This is a genomic window from Bifidobacterium choerinum (assembly GCF_002761235.1).
Lineage (GTDB): Bacteria > Actinomycetota > Actinomycetes > Actinomycetales > Bifidobacteriaceae > Bifidobacterium > Bifidobacterium choerinum.
Window position 1 is genome coordinate 1,224,874 of sequence record NZ_CP018044.1, and the last position, 16,730, is coordinate 1,241,603.

16 protein-coding genes and 1 tRNA gene are annotated in these 16,730 nt (G+C 66.4%); 13 read left to right on the plus strand and 4 right to left on the minus strand.

Going from position 1 to position 16,730, the window contains the following annotated elements; all coding sequences use genetic code 11:
• Window positions 1-9 precede the first annotated feature (9 nt).
• Window positions 10-1,149 carry a phosphoserine transaminase gene (serC, locus tag BcFMB_RS04845; RefSeq protein WP_024540911.1) on the minus strand — a complete coding sequence of 380 codons (1,140 nt, stop codon included), beginning with the start codon at window positions 1,147-1,149 and terminating at the stop codon, window positions 10-12.
• 610 nt (window positions 1,150-1,759) lie between these two features.
• Between serC and BcFMB_RS04850 the strand changes: the two genes are divergently transcribed.
• The 3 genes from BcFMB_RS04850 (at window position 1,760) to BcFMB_RS04860 (ending at window position 5,755) form a co-directional block, all read left to right on the plus strand.
• On the plus strand, window positions 1,760-2,701 hold the full coding sequence (locus BcFMB_RS04850; protein ID WP_024540910.1) for a CHAP domain-containing protein: 942 nt from the start codon (window positions 1,760-1,762) through the stop codon (window positions 2,699-2,701).
• A 231-nt stretch (window positions 2,702-2,932) separates the two neighbouring features.
• Complete coding sequence (locus tag BcFMB_RS04855) at window positions 2,933-3,736, plus strand: C40 family peptidase (RefSeq protein WP_024540909.1); 804 nt, start codon at window positions 2,933-2,935, stop codon at window positions 3,734-3,736.
• Window positions 3,737-4,708: 972 nt separating this feature from the next.
• The gene (locus BcFMB_RS04860) at window positions 4,709-5,755 is read left to right on the plus strand and encodes a universal stress protein (protein ID WP_198405396.1); all 1,047 of its coding nucleotides are present in this window, start codon (window positions 4,709-4,711) and stop codon (window positions 5,753-5,755) included.
• 111 nt (window positions 5,756-5,866) lie between these two features.
• On the opposite strand, the gene BcFMB_RS04865 is transcribed toward BcFMB_RS04860, so the two are convergent.
• Entirely contained in the window at window positions 5,867-6,280 is a 414-nt protein-coding gene (locus BcFMB_RS04865) for an OsmC family protein (RefSeq protein ID WP_024540907.1), read from the minus strand.
• Window positions 6,281-6,522: 242 nt separating this feature from the next.
• On the opposite strand from BcFMB_RS04865, the gene BcFMB_RS04870 reads away from it, so the two are divergent.
• The 3 genes from BcFMB_RS04870 to BcFMB_RS04880 all read left to right on the plus strand — a co-directional run bounded on the left by BcFMB_RS04870 (window position 6,523) and on the right by BcFMB_RS04880 (window position 8,671).
• Window positions 6,523-7,323: a thymidylate synthase gene (locus tag BcFMB_RS04870; protein ID WP_193345748.1), complete on the plus strand. Its 801-nt coding sequence runs from the start codon at window positions 6,523-6,525 to the stop codon at window positions 7,321-7,323.
• Window positions 7,324-7,403: 80 nt separating this feature from the next.
• Window positions 7,404-8,096 carry a dihydrofolate reductase gene (locus tag BcFMB_RS04875; RefSeq protein ID WP_024540905.1) on the plus strand — a complete coding sequence of 231 codons (693 nt, stop codon included), beginning with the start codon at window positions 7,404-7,406 and terminating at the stop codon, window positions 8,094-8,096.
• A gap of 74 nt (window positions 8,097-8,170) precedes the next feature.
• Window positions 8,171-8,671 (plus strand): low molecular weight protein-tyrosine-phosphatase, encoded by a 501-nt coding sequence (locus BcFMB_RS04880; protein WP_232513909.1) that lies wholly within the window; start codon window positions 8,171-8,173, stop codon window positions 8,669-8,671.
• Window positions 8,672-8,797: 126 nt separating this feature from the next.
• Here BcFMB_RS04880 and galE read toward each other — a convergent pair whose 3' ends face one another.
• Window positions 8,798-9,811, minus strand: a complete 1,014-nt coding sequence (gene galE / locus BcFMB_RS04885; protein ID WP_099721184.1) for a UDP-glucose 4-epimerase GalE — start codon at window positions 9,809-9,811, stop codon at window positions 8,798-8,800.
• A gap of 273 nt (window positions 9,812-10,084) precedes the next feature.
• On the opposite strand from galE, the gene trmB reads away from it, so the two are divergent.
• The 4 genes from trmB to BcFMB_RS04905 all read left to right on the plus strand — a co-directional run bounded on the left by trmB (window position 10,085) and on the right by BcFMB_RS04905 (window position 12,457).
• Window positions 10,085-10,936 carry a tRNA (guanosine(46)-N7)-methyltransferase TrmB gene (trmB, locus tag BcFMB_RS04890; protein ID WP_099721185.1) on the plus strand — a complete coding sequence of 284 codons (852 nt, stop codon included), beginning with the start codon at window positions 10,085-10,087 and terminating at the stop codon, window positions 10,934-10,936.
• Window positions 10,937-11,125: 189 nt separating this feature from the next.
• A tRNA-Glu gene (locus tag BcFMB_RS04895) sits at window positions 11,126-11,200 on the plus strand.
• Between the two features lie 268 nt (window positions 11,201-11,468).
• Window positions 11,469-11,714 carry a zinc-ribbon domain-containing protein gene (locus BcFMB_RS04900; RefSeq protein ID WP_099721186.1) on the plus strand — a complete coding sequence of 82 codons (246 nt, stop codon included), beginning with the start codon at window positions 11,469-11,471 and terminating at the stop codon, window positions 11,712-11,714.
• A gap of 158 nt (window positions 11,715-11,872) precedes the next feature.
• Window positions 11,873-12,457 (plus strand): BUD32 family EKC/KEOPS complex subunit, encoded by a 585-nt coding sequence (locus BcFMB_RS04905; protein ID WP_099721187.1) that lies wholly within the window; start codon window positions 11,873-11,875, stop codon window positions 12,455-12,457.
• Window positions 12,458-12,463: 6 nt separating this feature from the next.
• On the opposite strand, the gene BcFMB_RS04910 is transcribed toward BcFMB_RS04905, so the two are convergent.
• Complete coding sequence (locus tag BcFMB_RS04910) at window positions 12,464-13,438, minus strand: nitroreductase family protein (protein WP_335617947.1); 975 nt, start codon at window positions 13,436-13,438, stop codon at window positions 12,464-12,466.
• 268 nt (window positions 13,439-13,706) lie between these two features.
• Here BcFMB_RS04910 and BcFMB_RS04915 point away from each other — a divergent pair, with 268 nt between their 5' ends.
• From BcFMB_RS04915 to BcFMB_RS04925, 3 genes are all read left to right on the plus strand, one after another.
• Window positions 13,707-15,335, plus strand: coding sequence for an ATP-dependent nuclease (locus BcFMB_RS04915; protein WP_099721189.1), 1,629 nt, complete (start codon window positions 13,707-13,709; stop codon window positions 15,333-15,335).
• Window positions 15,332-15,982: a hypothetical protein gene (locus BcFMB_RS04920; protein ID WP_099721190.1), complete on the plus strand. Its 651-nt coding sequence runs from the start codon at window positions 15,332-15,334 to the stop codon at window positions 15,980-15,982. Before BcFMB_RS04915 ends, BcFMB_RS04920 begins: the two co-directional genes overlap by 4 nt.
• 149 nt (window positions 15,983-16,131) lie before the next feature.
• Entirely contained in the window at window positions 16,132-16,725 is a 594-nt protein-coding gene (locus BcFMB_RS04925) for a hypothetical protein (protein ID WP_157775111.1), read from the plus strand.
• The last annotated feature ends 5 nt before the right edge of the window (window positions 16,726-16,730 follow it).

The window sequence follows — 16,730 nt, forward strand, 5'->3', positions numbered from 1 at the left end:
GGGGCGGGACTAGAGGCGTTCGACGACGTAGTCGATGCAGTGCGTGAGCGCCTCGACGTCGGAGGGCTCGACCGACGGGAAGACGCCGATGCGCAGCTGGTTGCGCCCGAGCTTGCGGTATCCGGAGACGTCGACGATGCCGTTGTCGCGCAGCGCGGCGATGACGTTCGCCGCCGGCACCGACTCGTCGAGATCGACGGTGACGACCGCCTGCGAGCGCGCGGCCGGATCGGTGACGAAGGGACGCGCGTAGGAGGAATGCTCGGCCCAGTGGTAGACGATGTCCGACGAACGACGGCAGCGCGCCGACGCCCACGGCAGACCGCCATTCTCGTTGAGCCAGCGCACCTGCTCGTCGAGCAGCACGAGCGTCACGAGCGCCGGCGTGTTGAGCGTCTGGTTCTTGCGCGAATTGTCGATCGCCGACGTCAGCGACAGGAACGGCGGAATCCAGCGGCGCGCGCCCTCGAGGCTCGCGCCGCGGCGCACGCCCTCGGCGCGCTCGATCGCGGCGGGGGAGAGGATGGAGATCCACAGGCCGCCTTCGGAGCCGAAGGCCTTCTGCGGGGAGAAGTAGTAGGCGTCGGTCTGCGCGATGTCCACCGGGATCGCGCCGGCGGCGCTCGTCGCGTCGATGCAGATGAGCGCGCCCTGCTCGCGCGAGCCTTCGATGCGGTAGACGGGCGCCTGCACACCGGTCGATGTCTCGCTCTGCGCCCAGCAGTAGGTGTCCACGTATTCGGTGCGTTCGGGGATGCAGTAGGTGCCCGGTTCGCTTTCGAACAGGATCGGCGGTTCGAGGAACGGCGCCGACTCGACCGAGGCGGCTATTTTCGCGCTGAAGGAGCCGTAGACGCCGCACGCGGCCTGACGTGTGATCAACGATGCGCAGATGACGTCCCAGAACGCGCTCGCGCCGCCGTTGCCGAGCACGACCTCATAGCCGTCGGGAATCGAGAAGAAGGACGCGAGGCCTTCACGGATCGAACCGACGATGTCCTTGACGGGGGCCTGACGGTGGGAGGTGCCGAGCACGGTGAGCGCGGCACGGTCGAGTGCTTCGATCTGCTCGGGGCGGATCTTGCTCGGGCCGGAACCGAAACGGGTGTCCTCGGGAAGCATTGACTGCGGAATCGTGATTGTGTCCATGCCTCCAGCGTAGCCACAGCAAGGGAAAAAGGCGGCGTGCGGGCCGCGGCGCGGACATCGGCGCGAATGAGCGCCGGCGGTCGGGACGGATGGTGCCGGCATGCGCCGGCCGGGCTTTGCTGCGGGTGGTTTCGTCGGTCGGTTCGACGGAATGGGACGCGGAGGGGCTGTTGTGCGGATGGGGTTGTCGGTGTGGCCGATGGATTGGGACGCCGCGGGTGGTTTCGTCGGTCGGGTCGACGGAACGGGACGCGGAGGGGCTGTTGTGCGGGTGGTTTCGTCGACTTGGCCGATGGGATGGGACGGTGATGGGCTGGGATGGTATTGGGGGATGGATAGACGCCTATATATGACATATGGATGTGGAGGACATGTGGCGGACGGGCTTCGAAATGTGAAGATTTGACGGGTCGTCGTTCACTGCGGGACGAGGTGAAAACGCTACTGCGGACAAGGTTTCGACGAAGTGGACCCAGGCTCGGGGATATTCGGGAAAACGCGGATGCGGTACGGTTTGGCGTTTCGATGATGTACCCTGATTTTTTGTGAGTCGAACGCACGCACGCCAGTGCACGCAGTCGAGCAACGTTGAATAAGGAGTGATTTGCGTATGAGGCATGCTGCCCACGCGACCCGCAAGGGTGTAGGCGCTATAGCCCTGACGAAGTCCCTGTTTACCACGAAGCACGGTGCGCATTCCGCCGAATCGGTCTACGCCAGCAAAGCCGCTGGCGGCGAAGTGGCCGGTCTCGATCCGGCGCTTGCCCGCAAACTGAACGAGGTGGCGCCTCTGACTCGCCGCTCGATCCGTGAATCCGCACGCGCCGCGCAGCGACGCAACACGATTCTCGCATCGGCGTCGCTCGCGGCGCTCGTCGGCACCGCCGCCACGTCGATGGCCTTCATGAAGGCGGACGACGAGATGCTGCCGCCGCTCGCCGACGGCGCGGAGACGACGCAGACGCTGGACATCTCGCGCGTCACCGACGCCGGCGCATCCCGTTCGGATGTGCGCGAGGTGATCGACGGTCAGGAATCGACGGCCGTCACCGGCAGCTGGAACCTCGGCGAGACGAACACCGTCAAGGACGCGGCATCGCTGACGACCGCGAAGGCGTACAACAACAAGGTCTCGAAGCTGGTCGACAAGGACGAGGAACAGCTTCCGGCAGGCTTCAACGCGAACCATGCGACCGGCGACGTCGGCAACGCCTACCCGTGGGGACAGTGCACGTGGTGGTCGTACGAACGCCGCCATCAGCTCGGACTGAGCACCGGATCGCATTTCGGCGACGCGCGCAGCTGGGGCGCCTCGGCGCAGGCGCTCGGCTACTGGGTCGACAATCAGGCGCGCGCCGTCGGCGACGTGCTCGTGTTCGCCCCCGGTCAGGAGGGTGCGCACGGCTACTACGGCCACGTCGCGATCGTCGAAGCCGTCAACCCGGACGGGTCGATTCGCATCTCCGAATCGAACGTCGAGGGCCTTGGCGTCATCTCGCAGCGCGAGTTCACGGCCGATCAGGCGAAGACCTTCACCTATATCCATTACTGACATCGACGTCCGTTTTCGCCGATGTCGTCCTCACCGTCGACGTCGCAGTGGGGATGACATCGGTTGCATGTGCGCCGGACGTGGCGTGCGGGATGAAAAAAACACGCTATACCACCAAAGATTGAGATAACGATTGCATTCGGCGTGTCGCAAGCGACGGCAATAAGTTTCAATAAATCGTGCCGTAATCGCCGCGTCGAGCATGTGCTAGCGTAGAGGATGATGAAAAAGATGAAACGTTCTATTTCGATTACTACCGCTGCAGCACTCGCCGCATCCCTGTTCGTTGTAGGTGCGCCTGCGGCTGTCGCAGATGATGCAGCGTCGAGTTCGAATTACGTCGTCTCGACACGCTCATTTCCCAAAGTGAATACGGCGAAGACCAACTTCTTCGCCGAAGCCACCTCCACGAACGTCGACGAAGACTCCAACTGGGGTGGCCTGGAGAGCATGAATGTTCCTCAGACCAAGTCGACTGCGGAGAAGGAGGCCGAACAGAAGGCCAAGGAAGAGGAAGAAGCACGCAAGAAGGCCGAGGAGGAGGCTGCACGCCAGCAGGCCGAAGCCGCTGCGCGTGAACAGGCCGAGGCCGCTGCTGCCGCAAGCCGCAGCCAGGAACGTGAACCGGTCGTCGAGGAGACGCCGGCCGCGCCTCAGACCGAGGCTCCGAGCGTGGCCGTGCCGGCAAGCAAGAACGGCAAGGCCCTCGCCGACTTCGCGACGAAGTACGTCGGAGCGCCGTATGTCCCGGGCGGCAACACGCCGGCGGGCTGGGACTGCTCCGGTTTCGTGCAGTGGGTGTTCGGCCAGTTCGGCGTCTCGCTGCCGCGCACGTCGGGTGCGCAGGCCGGCGTCGGCACCGCGGTGCCGAGCCTCGCGGAAGCGCAGCCGGGCGACATCATCGCCAACGGCATGCACGCCGCGATCTACATCGGCGGTGGTCTGGTCGTCAACGCGCTCAATCCGGCGCAGGGCACGCAGATCACGAACCTCAGCGTCTTCGTTGGCGGATACTCCATCCGTCGCGTGCTGTAATCCCAATCCCCACATTTCACTTTTCTCGAGGGTGTGCGGTTCTCCGGAACCGTGCACCCTCGCCTTTTACCTGCGCGGAGGGATGTTGTGCGGGTCGGTTCGTCGACTGCACCGACGGTTTGGGACGGAAATCGGTTGTTTCGCGGGTGGGTTCGTCGAGGGCGTCGACGGGTCGGGACGCTGTGGGTCGGTTCGTCGACGGGACCGATGGGTTGGGACGAAAACGGGCCGTTTTGCGGGTGGGGTTGTCGAGGGTGTCGACGGATTGGGACGCTGTGGGTGGGTTCGTCGACGGGGCCGATGGAACGGGACGGAAACGGGCTGATTCGCGGGTGGGGTCGTCGAGGGCGTCGACGGGTCGGGACGCTGTGGGTCGGTTCGTCGACGGGACCGATGGGTTGGGACGAAAACGGGCCGTTTTGCGGGTGGGGTTGTCGAGGGTGTCGACGGATTGGGACGCTGTGGGTGGGTTCGTCGACGGGGCCGATGGAACGGGACGGAAACGGGCTGATTCGCGGGTGGGGTCGTCGAGGGCGTCGACGGATTGGGACGCTGTGGGTGGGTTCGTCGACGGGGCCGATGGAACGGCCCGGAAACGGGCTGATTCGCGGGTGGGGTTGTCGAGGGCGTCGACGGATTGGGACGCTGTGGGTGGGTTCGTCGACGGGGCCGATGGAACGGCCCGGAAACAGGCTGATTCGCGGATGGGTTCGTCGATTGCACCGACGGTTCGGGACGGAGACGGGCCATTTTGTGGGTGGTTTCGTCGAGGGCGTCGACGGGTCGGGACGCTGCGGGCGGGTTCGTCGACGGGGCCGATGAAACGGGGCGCCTCGGGCGGCCCCGAGAGCGTCGCCGGCGTAACTTTGGGCGGCTTTTCGGCTGGTAAGGTAGGTGCCGAAGGAAATCCACGGTATTCTTGAACGTGGAAACCAACCGAAGAGAAGGTTGCGCTGGGCAAGGAGGTCCCTGATGGTGAACGACAACACGATTCTGGTGGGCGTCGACGGATCGCACGCGAGCTACAAGGCGACGTGGTGGGCCGCCAACTACGCGAAGCACGTCGGGCTGAGCCTGCAGATCGTGTGCGCGTATTCGCTGCCGAGCTACGCCGCCGTCTCCTTCGACGCGACGTACACGGCGATGGGGGACGACAACGCCGCGCACAACGACGCGCAGGAGATCCTGTCGAAGGCAAAGGCGATCGCCGACGAGCAGGGCGTCGACGCGCAGACGCTCATCGTGACCGGCGACCCGTCGTCGGTCTTCGTTGAGCTGTCGCGCAACTACAACCTCATCGTCATCGGCAACCGCGGCAAGGGAGGCCTCGCCGAACGCCTGCTCGGCACGACGAGCTCGAGCCTGCCGGCATACGCGTACTGCCCGATCGTCGTCGTCCCGTACACCGACGACAAGGGCAACCTGATGCATCTCAACAACGTCATCACGAAGGTCGCCGTCGGCTCCGACGACACGAAGTGGGGCATCCGCGCGCTCGAGCTCGCCGCGCAGTTCGCGCATTCGTGGGGCGCGCAGCTCGACGTGATCACCGTCGTGCCGTCGAACACGAACCTCGCCGACGACGAGGTTCGTGGCAAGTTCGAGGACGAGCTCGACGCACGGCTCAAGCCGATCCTCGCGGAGTACCCGGGACTCAACGTGCGCAAGAACATCGTCGCCGGCAACGCCGTCGAGACGCTGACGAAGGCGAGCCGCGACCATGACGTCGTCGTCGTCGGCTCGTGCGGCCGCGGCGGCTTCACCGGCCTGCTGTTCAATTCGACGAGCCAGGGCCTGCTGCAGCATTCAGTGTCCCCGGTGCTCGTCGTGCCGCGCAAGTTCGTCGAGGCCGAGGCGCAGCGCGCCGAGAAGGAAGGCGAGCCGACCGCCACCGTCACGCTCGACGAACTCGTCACCGAAGTGCCTGTCGACCGCGCCGACGAGGACGTCGAACGCCAGATCGAGATCAAGATCGACCCGAAGGCCGCCGACTATCTTGGCGACGGGAACGACGACTGACCGATTCCCTCTCGCACGAGAGCAACAGGGCGGCCGCCGCACCTCGCGGGTGCGGCGGCCGCCCTGTTGTCCGAATTGCCGCGGACGACGTCGCGTCGTCCGCGTGTGCGCTCAGCGGCGCACTTCGATGTCCATGCGCACCGGCGTCTCCTGCTCGTAGGTGTGCATGACGGTGCAGCCCTTCTCGATGTGCGCCTTGACGCGCTTCTTGAGCTTGTCGACGTCCTCCTCGCTCAGCGAGGCGTCGGTCGCGTCGATCATGACCTGCTCGTTGAAATTGATGTAGGAGTCGTTGTCGGCGTCGTAGGTGCCGTCGACGACGACCTTCGCGCCGTGTCCCTCGCCGAGCGCATGCTCGATCGCGAACTCGCTCGACAGCGCCGCGCAGCCGGCGAGCGCGATCTTCATCAGGTCGCCCGGCGAGAACTGGCCGCGGTCATGACCGAACTTGATGTGGGCGCCGTCGTCGCTGAACGCGTCCCACGAACCATCCTTGTTCTTCTCGACCCACAGTCGCTTGCTCATATGCCCTCTTTTCCGTTTCCGCGGATGTTTCCGCTGGTCTTGGTCAAGCACATTCTAGGCGCGTCCATGCCCCGCCGTGTCGCCACGCCGACGCATTCCGCATCCCATTTGGTCTCACGGCGGTGTTATACGGCCTCGGTCAGCTGCTGCGGTTACGATAGCCAACCATGCCATTGACTCATCAAGATCTTCAGCGAATCCGAGAACAGGACGTGCCGTCGCGTCCGCACACCGACATCCCGATGCCGTACGAGGATCTGCTGCGCAAGATCCTGATGGAGGGTAACCTCAAGAACGACCGCACCGGCACCGGCACGATCTCCCTGTTCGGCCAGCAGATGCGCTTCGATCTGGCGAAGGGCTTCCCGTTGCTGACGACGAAGCGCGTGTTCTTCAAGGGCATCGCCTACGAGCTGCTGTGGTTCCTCAAGGGGTCGGGCAACGTGCGCTGGCTGCAGGAGCACAACGTGCACATCTGGGACGAGTGGGCCGACGAGAACGGCGACCTCGGCCCGGTCTACGGCGTGCAGTGGCGCAGCTGGCCGGCGCCGACGCCCGAGGACCCGAACCGCACGATCGACCAGATCTCGAACGTGCTCAACCTGATCCGCAACGACCCCTACTCGCGTCGCATGGTCGTCAGCGCGTGGAATCCGGCCGAGGTCGAGCATATGGCGCTGCCGCCGTGCCATGCGCTGTTTCAGTTCTACGTCGCCGACGGCCGTCTCAGCTGCCAGCTGTACCAGCGTTCGTGCGACATGTTCCTCGGCGTCCCGTTCAACATCGCGAGCTATTCGCTGCTGACGATGATGATGGCGCAGCAGACGGGGCTCGAGCCCGGCGAGTTCGTCTGGACCGGCGGCGACTGCCATATCTACGACAACCACGTCGATCAGGTGCTCGAGCAGCTGTCGCGCGAGCCGTACCCGTATCCGCGTCTCGAGATCCGCAAGGCCGATTCGCTGTTCGACTACGACTACGACGATTTCACGATCGTCGACTACCGATACCATCCGACGATCAAGGCGCCGATCGCCGTCTGAGCGTCCACGCCGCCGCAGGGCCGAGCGTCGCCGGGATTGCATAGACTGGTGACCCGGTTACTTACGTTCAAGGAGACGAAATGGAGCATGACAGTAGCCGCAGTGGCTATCACGAACCCGTGCCCGGTCTTGCCGGGCCTACCGAGGATGAGTTCGAGGACGACTGGGGCGACGACTACGCCAAGACCTTCTCGATCAACCTGATTTGGGCGCAGGCGAACGACAAGGACGGTCGTTCGGGCGCCATCGGATTCGAAGGGACGATGCCGTGGCGTCTTCCCGAGGATCTCCGCCGTTTCAAGGCGCTCACCGTCTCGCATCCCGTCATCATGGGGCGCAAGACCTGGGAGGCGCTCAACCCGAAGTTCCGTCCGCTGCCGAACCGCGACAACATCGTGCTCACGCATGACCGCGGATTCCGCGCGCCGGGCGCGACCGTCGTGTGCGACGTCGAGGAGGCGCTCGATCTGGCTCGTCAGGAGGCGATCCCCGATGACGGACTCGACCGCAGCGAGATCTGGGTCATCGGCGGCGCGCAGCTCTTCGAGCAGATGCTGCCGATCGCATCGAAGATCTATCTGACGCAGATCGACGCCGACGTGGACGCGGACACCTACGCCCCCGACGTGGACAAGGCGCTGCGTTCCGGGGACTGGCACGTCGTCGAACGCACCGACTGGACGCGTCCGGAGCATGCCGACGGGACCATTCGCGGATACCGCTACCTGACGCTCGAGAATCGGCGTGCGAACGAGGAAACACCGACCGAATGAAATGACCGCGGCCGCCGATGCGGCCCATGTGAGGGATGAACGTGAAGAGGAAAGAGACGAAGCCATACACCGTCATGACCGTGTGCACCGGCAATATCTGCCGTTCGCCGATGGGGGAGATCATCCTCCGTCATGAGTTCGCCAAGCGCGGCCTCGCCGACCGCGTCCGCGTCGAATCGAGCGGCGTCAGCGACGAGGAATACGGCAACCCGATCGACCGCCGCGCCGTCAAGGTGCTCAGGGAGCACGGCTACGAGATCCCGGCGCAGCATTTCGCGCACCGCATCACGCGCCAGGAGATCGAGGACACCGACCTGTTCCTGCCGATGACCGCCTCCCATATGAACGCGCTGATGCACATGCTGCCACTGAGCAAGCGCAGCGAGGTGCACATGTACCGCAGCTTCGATCCGTCGCTGCCCGACCCGCAGCCGGGACACGAGGGCGAGATCGACCTCGTCGACCCGTGGTACGGCGGCATGCACGAGTTCGAGACGGCGATCGACCAGATCGAGGAGGTCGCGCCGTACATCGCCGACTACGTCGGGCAGCAGCTCGACAACGGGCAGCGCTGAGCTGCCCTCCGCCGGCATACCAAGACGACGACAGGGGCGACGCACGAGGATTCGTGCGTCGCCCCTGTCGTATCCGTGCCGTGTCCGTCCGTCCCGACGACGAGGCCGGAACGGACGGGGGTGCGATCAGACGTCCTGCTGCTTCCAGGTCTCGACGTCGATGTGGTGCTCCGGATTCGCCTGCCATGCGTTCCACGCGGACTCGACGATGTCGTCGACGTCGTAGCGCGCATGCCAGCCCATCTCCTCGTTGATGCGCTTCGGGGAGCCGATCAACTGCGGCGGGTCGCCGGCGCGGCGAGCCATGACGGTCTCCTTGAACGGCAGGCCGGTGACCTTCTTCACCTCGTCGACGATCTGGCGCACCGACGTGCCCTCGCCGGTGCCGACGTTGAAGACGTCGTATTTGCGTTCGTCGCGGTCGAGGTACTTGAGCGCGGCGAGATGCGCGTCGGCGAGGTCGGAGACGTGGATGTAGTCGCGGATGCAGGTGCCGTCCGGCGTCGGATAGTCGTCGCCGAAGATCGCCGGTGCCTTGCCCTGCTTGAGACGGTCGAACAGCATCGGGATGAGGTTGAGGATCGCCGGATCCTCGAGCTCGACGGGGCCGCAGCCGGCCACGTTGAAGTAGCGCAGGCCGCAGAAGCGGATGCCGTAGGGCTGCTCGCAGGCGCGCGCCATCCACTCGCCGAAGAGCTTCGTCTGGCCGTAGGGGTTGATCGGGATCATCGGTTCGACGTCCTCGGGCACGACGTCGACCGGTGGCTCGCCGTAGGTGGCGGCCGAGGAGGAGAAGACGAGCTTCTTGACGCCCGCCTCCTTCATGCCCTCGAGCACATTGAGCATGCCGTTGATGTTCTGCTGGTAGTACCACAGCGGCTTCTCGACCGATTCGCCGACCTGCTTGCGCGCGGCGAAGTGGATGACGGCGTCGATGTCCTCGGCCTTCATGATCTCGGCGAGGCGCTCGCCGGCGCCCGGGGCGGCGATGTCCATGCCGTAGAGACGGGCGCCGCCGATGCGGGTCGGCTTGCCGTAGCTGAGGTCGTCGACGACGACGACGTCCTCTCCGGCCTCGTGCAGCGCATGGACGACGTGCGCGCCGATATAGCCGCAGCCGCCAGTGACAAGAACAGTCATGTTGAGCCTTCCTTTGACGGGTCGAACATCACGATGCTGGTATCTTTTTTGCCGCAATGTTCGTTTGTGTTCGATTACAGTGTATCACCCGAACACTATCGCACAAAACTGGCGACGTCGGTGTGTTGCGCCGCGACGTTGCCGCATATGCGTCGCCGATCGACGCGGCGCGGCGCGCGGCCGTTCCCAGTCTATGACGCGGCCTGACGTCGCCGATCGCGGTTTCGCGGCGCGCGGGCGGGGCGATACAGGTCGCCGCATACACTGTGGGGTATGGCTCAGCAGAACATCGATGGCATCGACAACGCGGCCGCCGGCGACGCGCCGGACGCCGCCAATCCGCTCCACGGCAGGAAGGTGCTCTCCTTCGTGCGCCGCTCGGCGCGCCTCGACGCGCGGCTGCAGCGCGCGATGGACAACCATGCGGCCCGCTACGTCCTCGACGACATCGCCGAGGAGGGCAGGCTCGATCCCGCGGAGGGCTTCCGCTTCGACGCCGACTACATCCGCGGGCATTGGGACGCCGACGCGCCGCTCACCGTCGAGATCGGCAGCGGGCAGGGCGAGAATGTCGTCGCCGCGGCCGCCGCGCATCCCGAACGCAACTTCCTCGCGCTCGAGGTCTACGATCCGGGCGTCGCGCACACGGTGCTGCTCGCCGCCAAGCACGACCTGGACAATCTGCGGATCGCGCAGATCAACGCGCCGGAGCTGTTCGCCGTCGCCGAGCCCGGCGTCGTCGACGAGGTGTGGACCTTCTTCCCCGACCCGTGGCCGAAGATGCGGCACCATAAGCGCAGGATCGTGCAGCCCGAGCTCGCCGCGCACGTGCACGACGCGCTCGGCGGGGGCGGCGTGTGGCGCATCGCGACCGACATCGAGGACTACGCGCTGCATGTGCACGAGGTCATGGACGCGCGCGACGACTTCGAGAACGTCGGCGCCCTGATGGTGAGCCTGCCGACCGAGCACGTCGGCAAGGGCAACGCGCAGGAGGCGGCGGCGTTGCCGCACGCCGACTTCGTCGAATCGGAGCGCTTCGACGGCCGCGTGCTGACGAACTTCGAACGCAAGGGTCTCGACGCCGGCCGCGTCATCCACGACTTCGCATACCGCAGGGTCTGAGCGGCCGCGGAGGCCGTCGTGCATGGGCGGCCGCGCCGGCGTCGTGCGACGGCCGCCCATACCGTGTTTTCCGTCGTCGCATGACGTGTCTGCGACTGCCGCGCGTCGCGTTTCCGGCTGTCGTACGATGCGACACGCCGATGCTTGCGCGATATCGCGATTCGTGTATTATCAATTGAGTTGTCGAAAGCCCCCTTCGTCTAACGGTTAGGACACCAGACTTTCAATCTGACAACGAGAGTTCGACTCTCTCAGGGGGTACCATTTAGAAGCCTTGGAATTGCAACGATTCCAAGGCTTCTTTCGTTCTCGGTAATGACGCAGTAACGACCCGGTGCCAACCTGGTACCGACCTCCGGCACGATCGCGTGGTCGCGGGCATCGTCGCAATACGGTCGCGGATATGGGCGTCGTCCGGCCTACGCTTCGGGCGTGCCGGTGTGACGGGGCGTCGGGATGCGCCTAGGATGGGCAGTGGCCAACGGGATCCCCATTCGGGTCCGGAGTCGTCAAGGGACGGAAGGTGGACGCCATGCGGCGCTGTACACGTTGCGGCAGCGAACTCAACGAACAGGCGAAGGTGTGCCCGGTGTGCGGCACGCCCGTCGACGAGGAGCGCGCGCATCTGCGACGCATGGTCGTCGTCATGCTCGTCGCGGCGATCGTCGTCGCGGCGCTGCTCGTGCTCCGCTCGCGGCAGCTGAGCGGCGGCGCCGACGATCTTACGGCGGCCGCGTCGGCCATCGGGACCGCCGCCGCGATGCGGCCGCTGCAGTAGTCGGCAGGGCGATCGCGGACGTCGTCGCGCACGGAATCGAGGATGTCCGCGCGACGTCGGAGACTGCACGCAGAAGGCCGCGGATCACTGTCCGGATCCGTCCGTCGGTCGACGCCGGCAAACAGGTCGTAACACAGGCGCATGATACGCTTTGCGTTATGGGAAAGTGCAAAACGCTGACCGTCAACGGGACCCCGTATGACGTGCTCCGGCTGCTTGGCAAAGGCAATGGCGGCTATTCGTTCCTCGTGCGCTCGCAGACGCATCCGCCGGTGCTCTACGTGCTCAAGCAGATCCACTACGGGCCGTATGACTACTACCAGTACGACGACAAGATGCAGGCCGAGATCCGCGACTACCGCAAGCTGCGCGAACTGGGCGTCAAGCTGCCGGCGATGCTCGACATCGACCTCGGCCACGACCGCATCCTCAAGGAGTACGTCGACGGGCCCACGATCTACGAGCTCGTCCTCGCCGACCAGATGCAGGACGACTATCTCGAGCAGATCCGCCGGCTCGCCAAGCGGCTGGCCGCGAAGCGTCTCAACATCAACTACTTCCCGACGAACTTCGTCGTCGAGGACGGCGTCGTCCACTACATCGACTTCGAATGCAAGCCCTACAAGGACACGTGGGACTTCGAGAACTGGGGAGTGAAGTACTGGTCGAAGACGCCGGAGTTCCTCGCCTACGTCGCCGAACACACGCAGCGTGACCCGCAGGGCGCGGGCGCCGAAGGCTGACGCCGCTCAGCGCCAGGCGAAGGGCTCATGCGGCCCCGCGCCGACCTCGAAGAAGTACTGCGCGATGCCCAGATCGGTTTTCGTGTACGGGCCGATGCCCGGATCGGCGGCGACGGTGCGCCCGTCGGCCTCGAGCCGGAACATGAAACGCTGCTGATTGAGCGCGCTCGGCGCGAGCAGCGCCGCCTCGACGCCACGTTCGAACCACGTCGGCACCGCGATGCCCCCCGCGACCGAGGCGACCTGCCCGTAGGTCTTCGAGCGTGACGGCCTGCCATGCGTCACGCCATGGCCGACGGCGATCGCGAAGCGCACCTTGCCGTCGGCGCCGATGCCGGCATGCCTCGCCGCCTGATGCTTGCTGAACGACAGCCCGACCCAGCAGGTGTCGAGCCCGAGCTGCACGGCATGCAGCAGCACCTGCGCTCCGTAGTAGCCGCATCGCCGCTCCCAGTCCTTCGTCTGGTCGGCGGCGATCGCCACATAGTTGCGCACGTTACGGAACACGCCGTAATGCAGCAGCGCGTTGCCGAAGGCGTCCGGCTCGTCGGCGACGAGCCTCATCTTGAGTCCGCCCTCGGCGTTGAGCCGCGCGATCTGCGCGCGCAGATCGTCGCACGTCCCTGCGTCGATCGGCTCGTCGGTATACGCACGCACCGCGTGCCTCCTGTGCATGGCTTCGAGAAGATCCAACGATCGTCCTTTCCACTTCCGCGTCGCCCGTGCGTCGCCAAAGGCCGATGCACGGCTCCCATCCCTGTATCCGCTCGCGCGCGGCGGACGCGGGCATCCTTTCGTATTATCTGCCGCGCCGCGCGCGGGATCGCCGGCGTTCCACCTACGGTGAACGGAAGCAGGGGCGCCGGCATCGCCGTCCCACACGTCGGCCGGCCTTGGGAACGCTGCCGTTCCAACGATTTCGGCAACCGCCGAAGTCGGCGCGCGGACGGGCGGAAACGTGGCCGTAATACGGCGTTTCACGTCGCGAAACGCGGATGCTGCGATGCTGGGGGAGCCAAAGGACGCGGCGCACGCCGACGTCCACGACGATCTGCGACGCGCGTCATGCGCGGCGCGAGAGCCCGACAGGGCGGAAACGGAGGCGCACGGGCGGACGAAGGCTTTCCCTTTTTTGCGAAGAACATACTCGGGGGCGCCGCGGCACGACGACTATCGTGCCGCGGCGCCCCCGTCGTCGTGCCAAGTCGGCTACAGTGGAACCATCAGCGGCGCCGACGAAGGAGGACGGATGCGCCTGTCCGCATTGAAGATCCGCAACCACAGCCGTGTGGCCCACCTCGACGTCGAAGTGCGCGACCATCTCGTCCTCGTCGGCACGAACGAATCCGGCAAATCGTCGATCCTGCGCTGCATCGACCTGCTGCTCGGCGCGCCGCGCGCACGGCTCTACGCGACGCTCACCGCCGCCGACGTGCGCGACCCGGCGCGGCCCTTCGTCGTCGAGGCGACGCTCACCGGCGCCGAGCGCGCCGTCTTCCCGGACATGAACGCGGCGGGCGCCGTGCGGCTGCGCCTCGACGCGCATGTCGGCGCCGACGGCGAGACGCTCGACATCCATCGGCGCGTCGTGACGGGTGACGGCGGCGCCGAGCTGACGGCCGCGCAGCTCGCCGCGATCGGATGGACGATGATGCCCGATGACGCCGACCTGCACGCCGGCGACATGCCGATGCTGCGCCGTCTGTTCGCGACGCTCGATCTCGGCGACGAGCGCCGCGCGCTCGTCCAGGCCGAACATGCGGCCGACGGCGCGCTGCGGCGCTCCGGGACGCTGCGGACGCTGCGCGAGCGCATCGCCGGTCAGCTGACGGCCGCGCTGCCGGGATGCTACCGCGGCGACGACCTCGTGTTCGTCGCCACCGCGCGCGAGGACGACCCCTTCGATCGTGTGCGCCTGCGGCTGCGCGGCCCCAATGGCCAGCGCGACCTCGGCGCGCAATCGGGAGGCCTGCGCGCAGTCTTCGTCGTCGCCCTCTTCGACCTGCTCGACGGCGACGCCGGCGTCATCGGCATCGACGAACCCGAGACGCATCTGCACCCGACGAGCCAACGCAACCTCGCGCGGCTGCTCGCGCGCGGCCCGAGCCAGAAGATCATCGCGACGCACGCGCCCGACATCATCGGCGAATTCGAACCCGACGAGATCGTCGTCGTGCGCACCGACGACGTCGTGCAGCCGCAGCGCGACTTCCTCGACGACGACGACAAGCTGCTGCTGCGCATGTGGGTGCGCGACCGCCTCGAGCCGCTCACCGCCGAGCATGTCGTCGTCGTCGAGGGTATCACCGACCGCGTGCTGCTCGAACACTGCGCCGATGTGACCGGACGCAACCTCGACACCTACGGCGTCGTCGTCCTCGAGGCCGGCGGCTGCCGCGAGATGCCGGCATGGCGGCACGTCTTCGGCGAGCACGGCTTCCAGGTTCCGCTCACGCAGCTCATCGACGCCGACGCGGCCGACGCGATCGCGCACGACTACGGCGTGCGCGTCGGCGACCTGCCGGCGCAGCACGTGTGGGTGTCGTATCCCGACCTCGAAGGCGAATACGTGCGCGCGCTCGGCGCGAACGCAGCCTTTGACGCGCTCGCGCGCGGCGGCTTCCGGCGCGGCGAACTCGAGGAGATGCGCCGCAGACGCCGCGACGGTACGCTGAAGGACGCCGATGTGGCGCGCTTCTGCCGGATGCGGGCGAACAAGACGCGCGCCGTGCTCGCCGTCATGCCGGCGATCGACGCCGCCGTCGCGCGACGCATCGCGAGCGTGCAGCGGCTGCTCAACGACGTCGTGCGGACGACGGGCGGCGCGACGGGCCGGCCGTGCGAAACACCGCGTGAAACCGATAGGGGGACCATATGAACGAAGCGAGAACGCTGGACGTGACAAGACCGCGCGCCGTCGTCTACACCGACTTCGACGGCGTGCTCAACGCCTTCGCCGGCGCCGGCGCCGTGCGTGCGAGCGGCGACGACGTCACGTTCCGACTCGACGGCGAGGCCGCCGTGCCGGCCGGCGGCGTCGCCTACCCGGTGCATTGGTCGCGTGAGCTCGCCGCGGACATGGCCTCCCTCGCGCACGACGGCACGATCGAACTCGTCTGGCTGTCGACATGGCAGCCGTACACGGCCGCGCTCAACGCGACGCTCGGTTGGGATGGTCGCGACGTGCGCACCGCGCAATGGTACGACCCGATCACCTACACCGGCATGCGCGGCGGCAAGCTGCGCACCGTTGTGCGCAGGATCGGGATCGAGGACGAGTCGATGACGCCGCTGCCGATCGTATGGATCGACGACGAGGAATGCACGGTGCGGGCGAAGCAGGTCATCGAATCGGCGGGTCCGCTGTTCCCGGTGTTCGCCGTGCGCCCCGACTCGCGCATCGGCGTCTCGAAGCGCCAATGGCGGCTCATCCGCAAGTTCGTCGACGACCCGATGGCGTTCCCGACGGTCACGCTCGACGTCGAACCCAGCGTGACCGAACGCGAGGGGCATCTGGGTCTGTGAGCCTTCGGTGAACGTCGTGCACCCATCGGCGATGCCGGGTTGACCGCCGGTGGCGCGTTCCTATAATTGGTGGCAACACGCCGGTGATCGGTGACAGCACGTCGTGTGCCATGCCGGCGGCATGATTGTGATTGAAAGTGGTGATCGCGATGGCACGGCTGTACCGTTCCAGCTACAGCAAACGATGCGGCAAACGGCGCTATCCCACCCGTGACGAGGCGCTGCTCGCGCTCGCATCCTGCAGGGGATCGGCCAACGACGATCGCGAGGAGTGCCGCGCCTATCCGTGCCCGCAATGCTCGGGCTGGCATCTGACGAGCATCGCGAACGCCGAAGGGCTCACGCACCGGCACGCCGACCTGTGCCGCATCGGACAGACGGCGCAGAGGGTGGGGCTGCGCGTCTGCGCGCCGATGCCATGGAACGCCAAGGAACGCTCGTTGTTCGTCTCGGCGACGCTGCACGCGCTCGACGGCAGCGGACTGCCGGTGCGCGCATGGGAGGAGACGTGGCTGTGGCGGGCGCTGCGCAACCGCGTCGAACAGGCCGAACGTCTCGTCTACGACGGCGTCTTCAAGCATGTGAGGCCATTGGCGCAGACGATGGCGCGCGCACGCCGTCTCAACGCCGACGACTGGGCGACGCCGCGGCAGACGCTGCCGCTCGCGCGCGGCTTCGGCGAGGAATGCAACGCATGGGATTCGCCGGCACGGCTGTGGATCGTCGCCGCCGCGAGCGTGTGAGCGGA

Coding starts and splice junctions, on each gene's coding strand:
- serC (WP_024540911.1), bottom strand. CDS start 1,149: ATGGACACAATCACGATTCCGCAGTCAATGCTTCCCGAGGACACCCGT.
- BcFMB_RS04850 (WP_024540910.1), top strand. CDS start 1,760: ATGAGGCATGCTGCCCACGCGACCCGCAAGGGTGTAGGCGCTATAGCC.
- BcFMB_RS04855 (WP_024540909.1), top strand. CDS start 2,933: ATGAAACGTTCTATTTCGATTACTACCGCTGCAGCACTCGCCGCATCC.
- BcFMB_RS04860 (WP_198405396.1), top strand. CDS start 4,709: ATGGTGAACGACAACACGATTCTGGTGGGCGTCGACGGATCGCACGCG.
- BcFMB_RS04865 (WP_024540907.1), bottom strand. CDS start 6,280: ATGAGCAAGCGACTGTGGGTCGAGAAGAACAAGGATGGTTCGTGGGAC.
- BcFMB_RS04870 (WP_193345748.1), top strand. CDS start 6,523: ATGCCGTACGAGGATCTGCTGCGCAAGATCCTGATGGAGGGTAACCTC.
- BcFMB_RS04875 (WP_024540905.1), top strand. CDS start 7,404: ATGGAGCATGACAGTAGCCGCAGTGGCTATCACGAACCCGTGCCCGGT.
- BcFMB_RS04880 (WP_232513909.1), top strand. CDS start 8,171: ATGACCGTGTGCACCGGCAATATCTGCCGTTCGCCGATGGGGGAGATC.
- galE (WP_099721184.1), bottom strand. CDS start 9,811: ATGACTGTTCTTGTCACTGGCGGCTGCGGCTATATCGGCGCGCACGTC.
- trmB (WP_099721185.1), top strand. CDS start 10,085: ATGGCTCAGCAGAACATCGATGGCATCGACAACGCGGCCGCCGGCGAC.
- BcFMB_RS04900 (WP_099721186.1), top strand. CDS start 11,469: ATGCGGCGCTGTACACGTTGCGGCAGCGAACTCAACGAACAGGCGAAG.
- BcFMB_RS04905 (WP_099721187.1), top strand. CDS start 11,873: ATGGGAAAGTGCAAAACGCTGACCGTCAACGGGACCCCGTATGACGTG.
- BcFMB_RS04915 (WP_099721189.1), top strand. CDS start 13,707: ATGCGCCTGTCCGCATTGAAGATCCGCAACCACAGCCGTGTGGCCCAC.
- BcFMB_RS04920 (WP_099721190.1), top strand. CDS start 15,332: ATGAACGAAGCGAGAACGCTGGACGTGACAAGACCGCGCGCCGTCGTC.
- BcFMB_RS04925 (WP_157775111.1), top strand. CDS start 16,132: ATGGCACGGCTGTACCGTTCCAGCTACAGCAAACGATGCGGCAAACGG.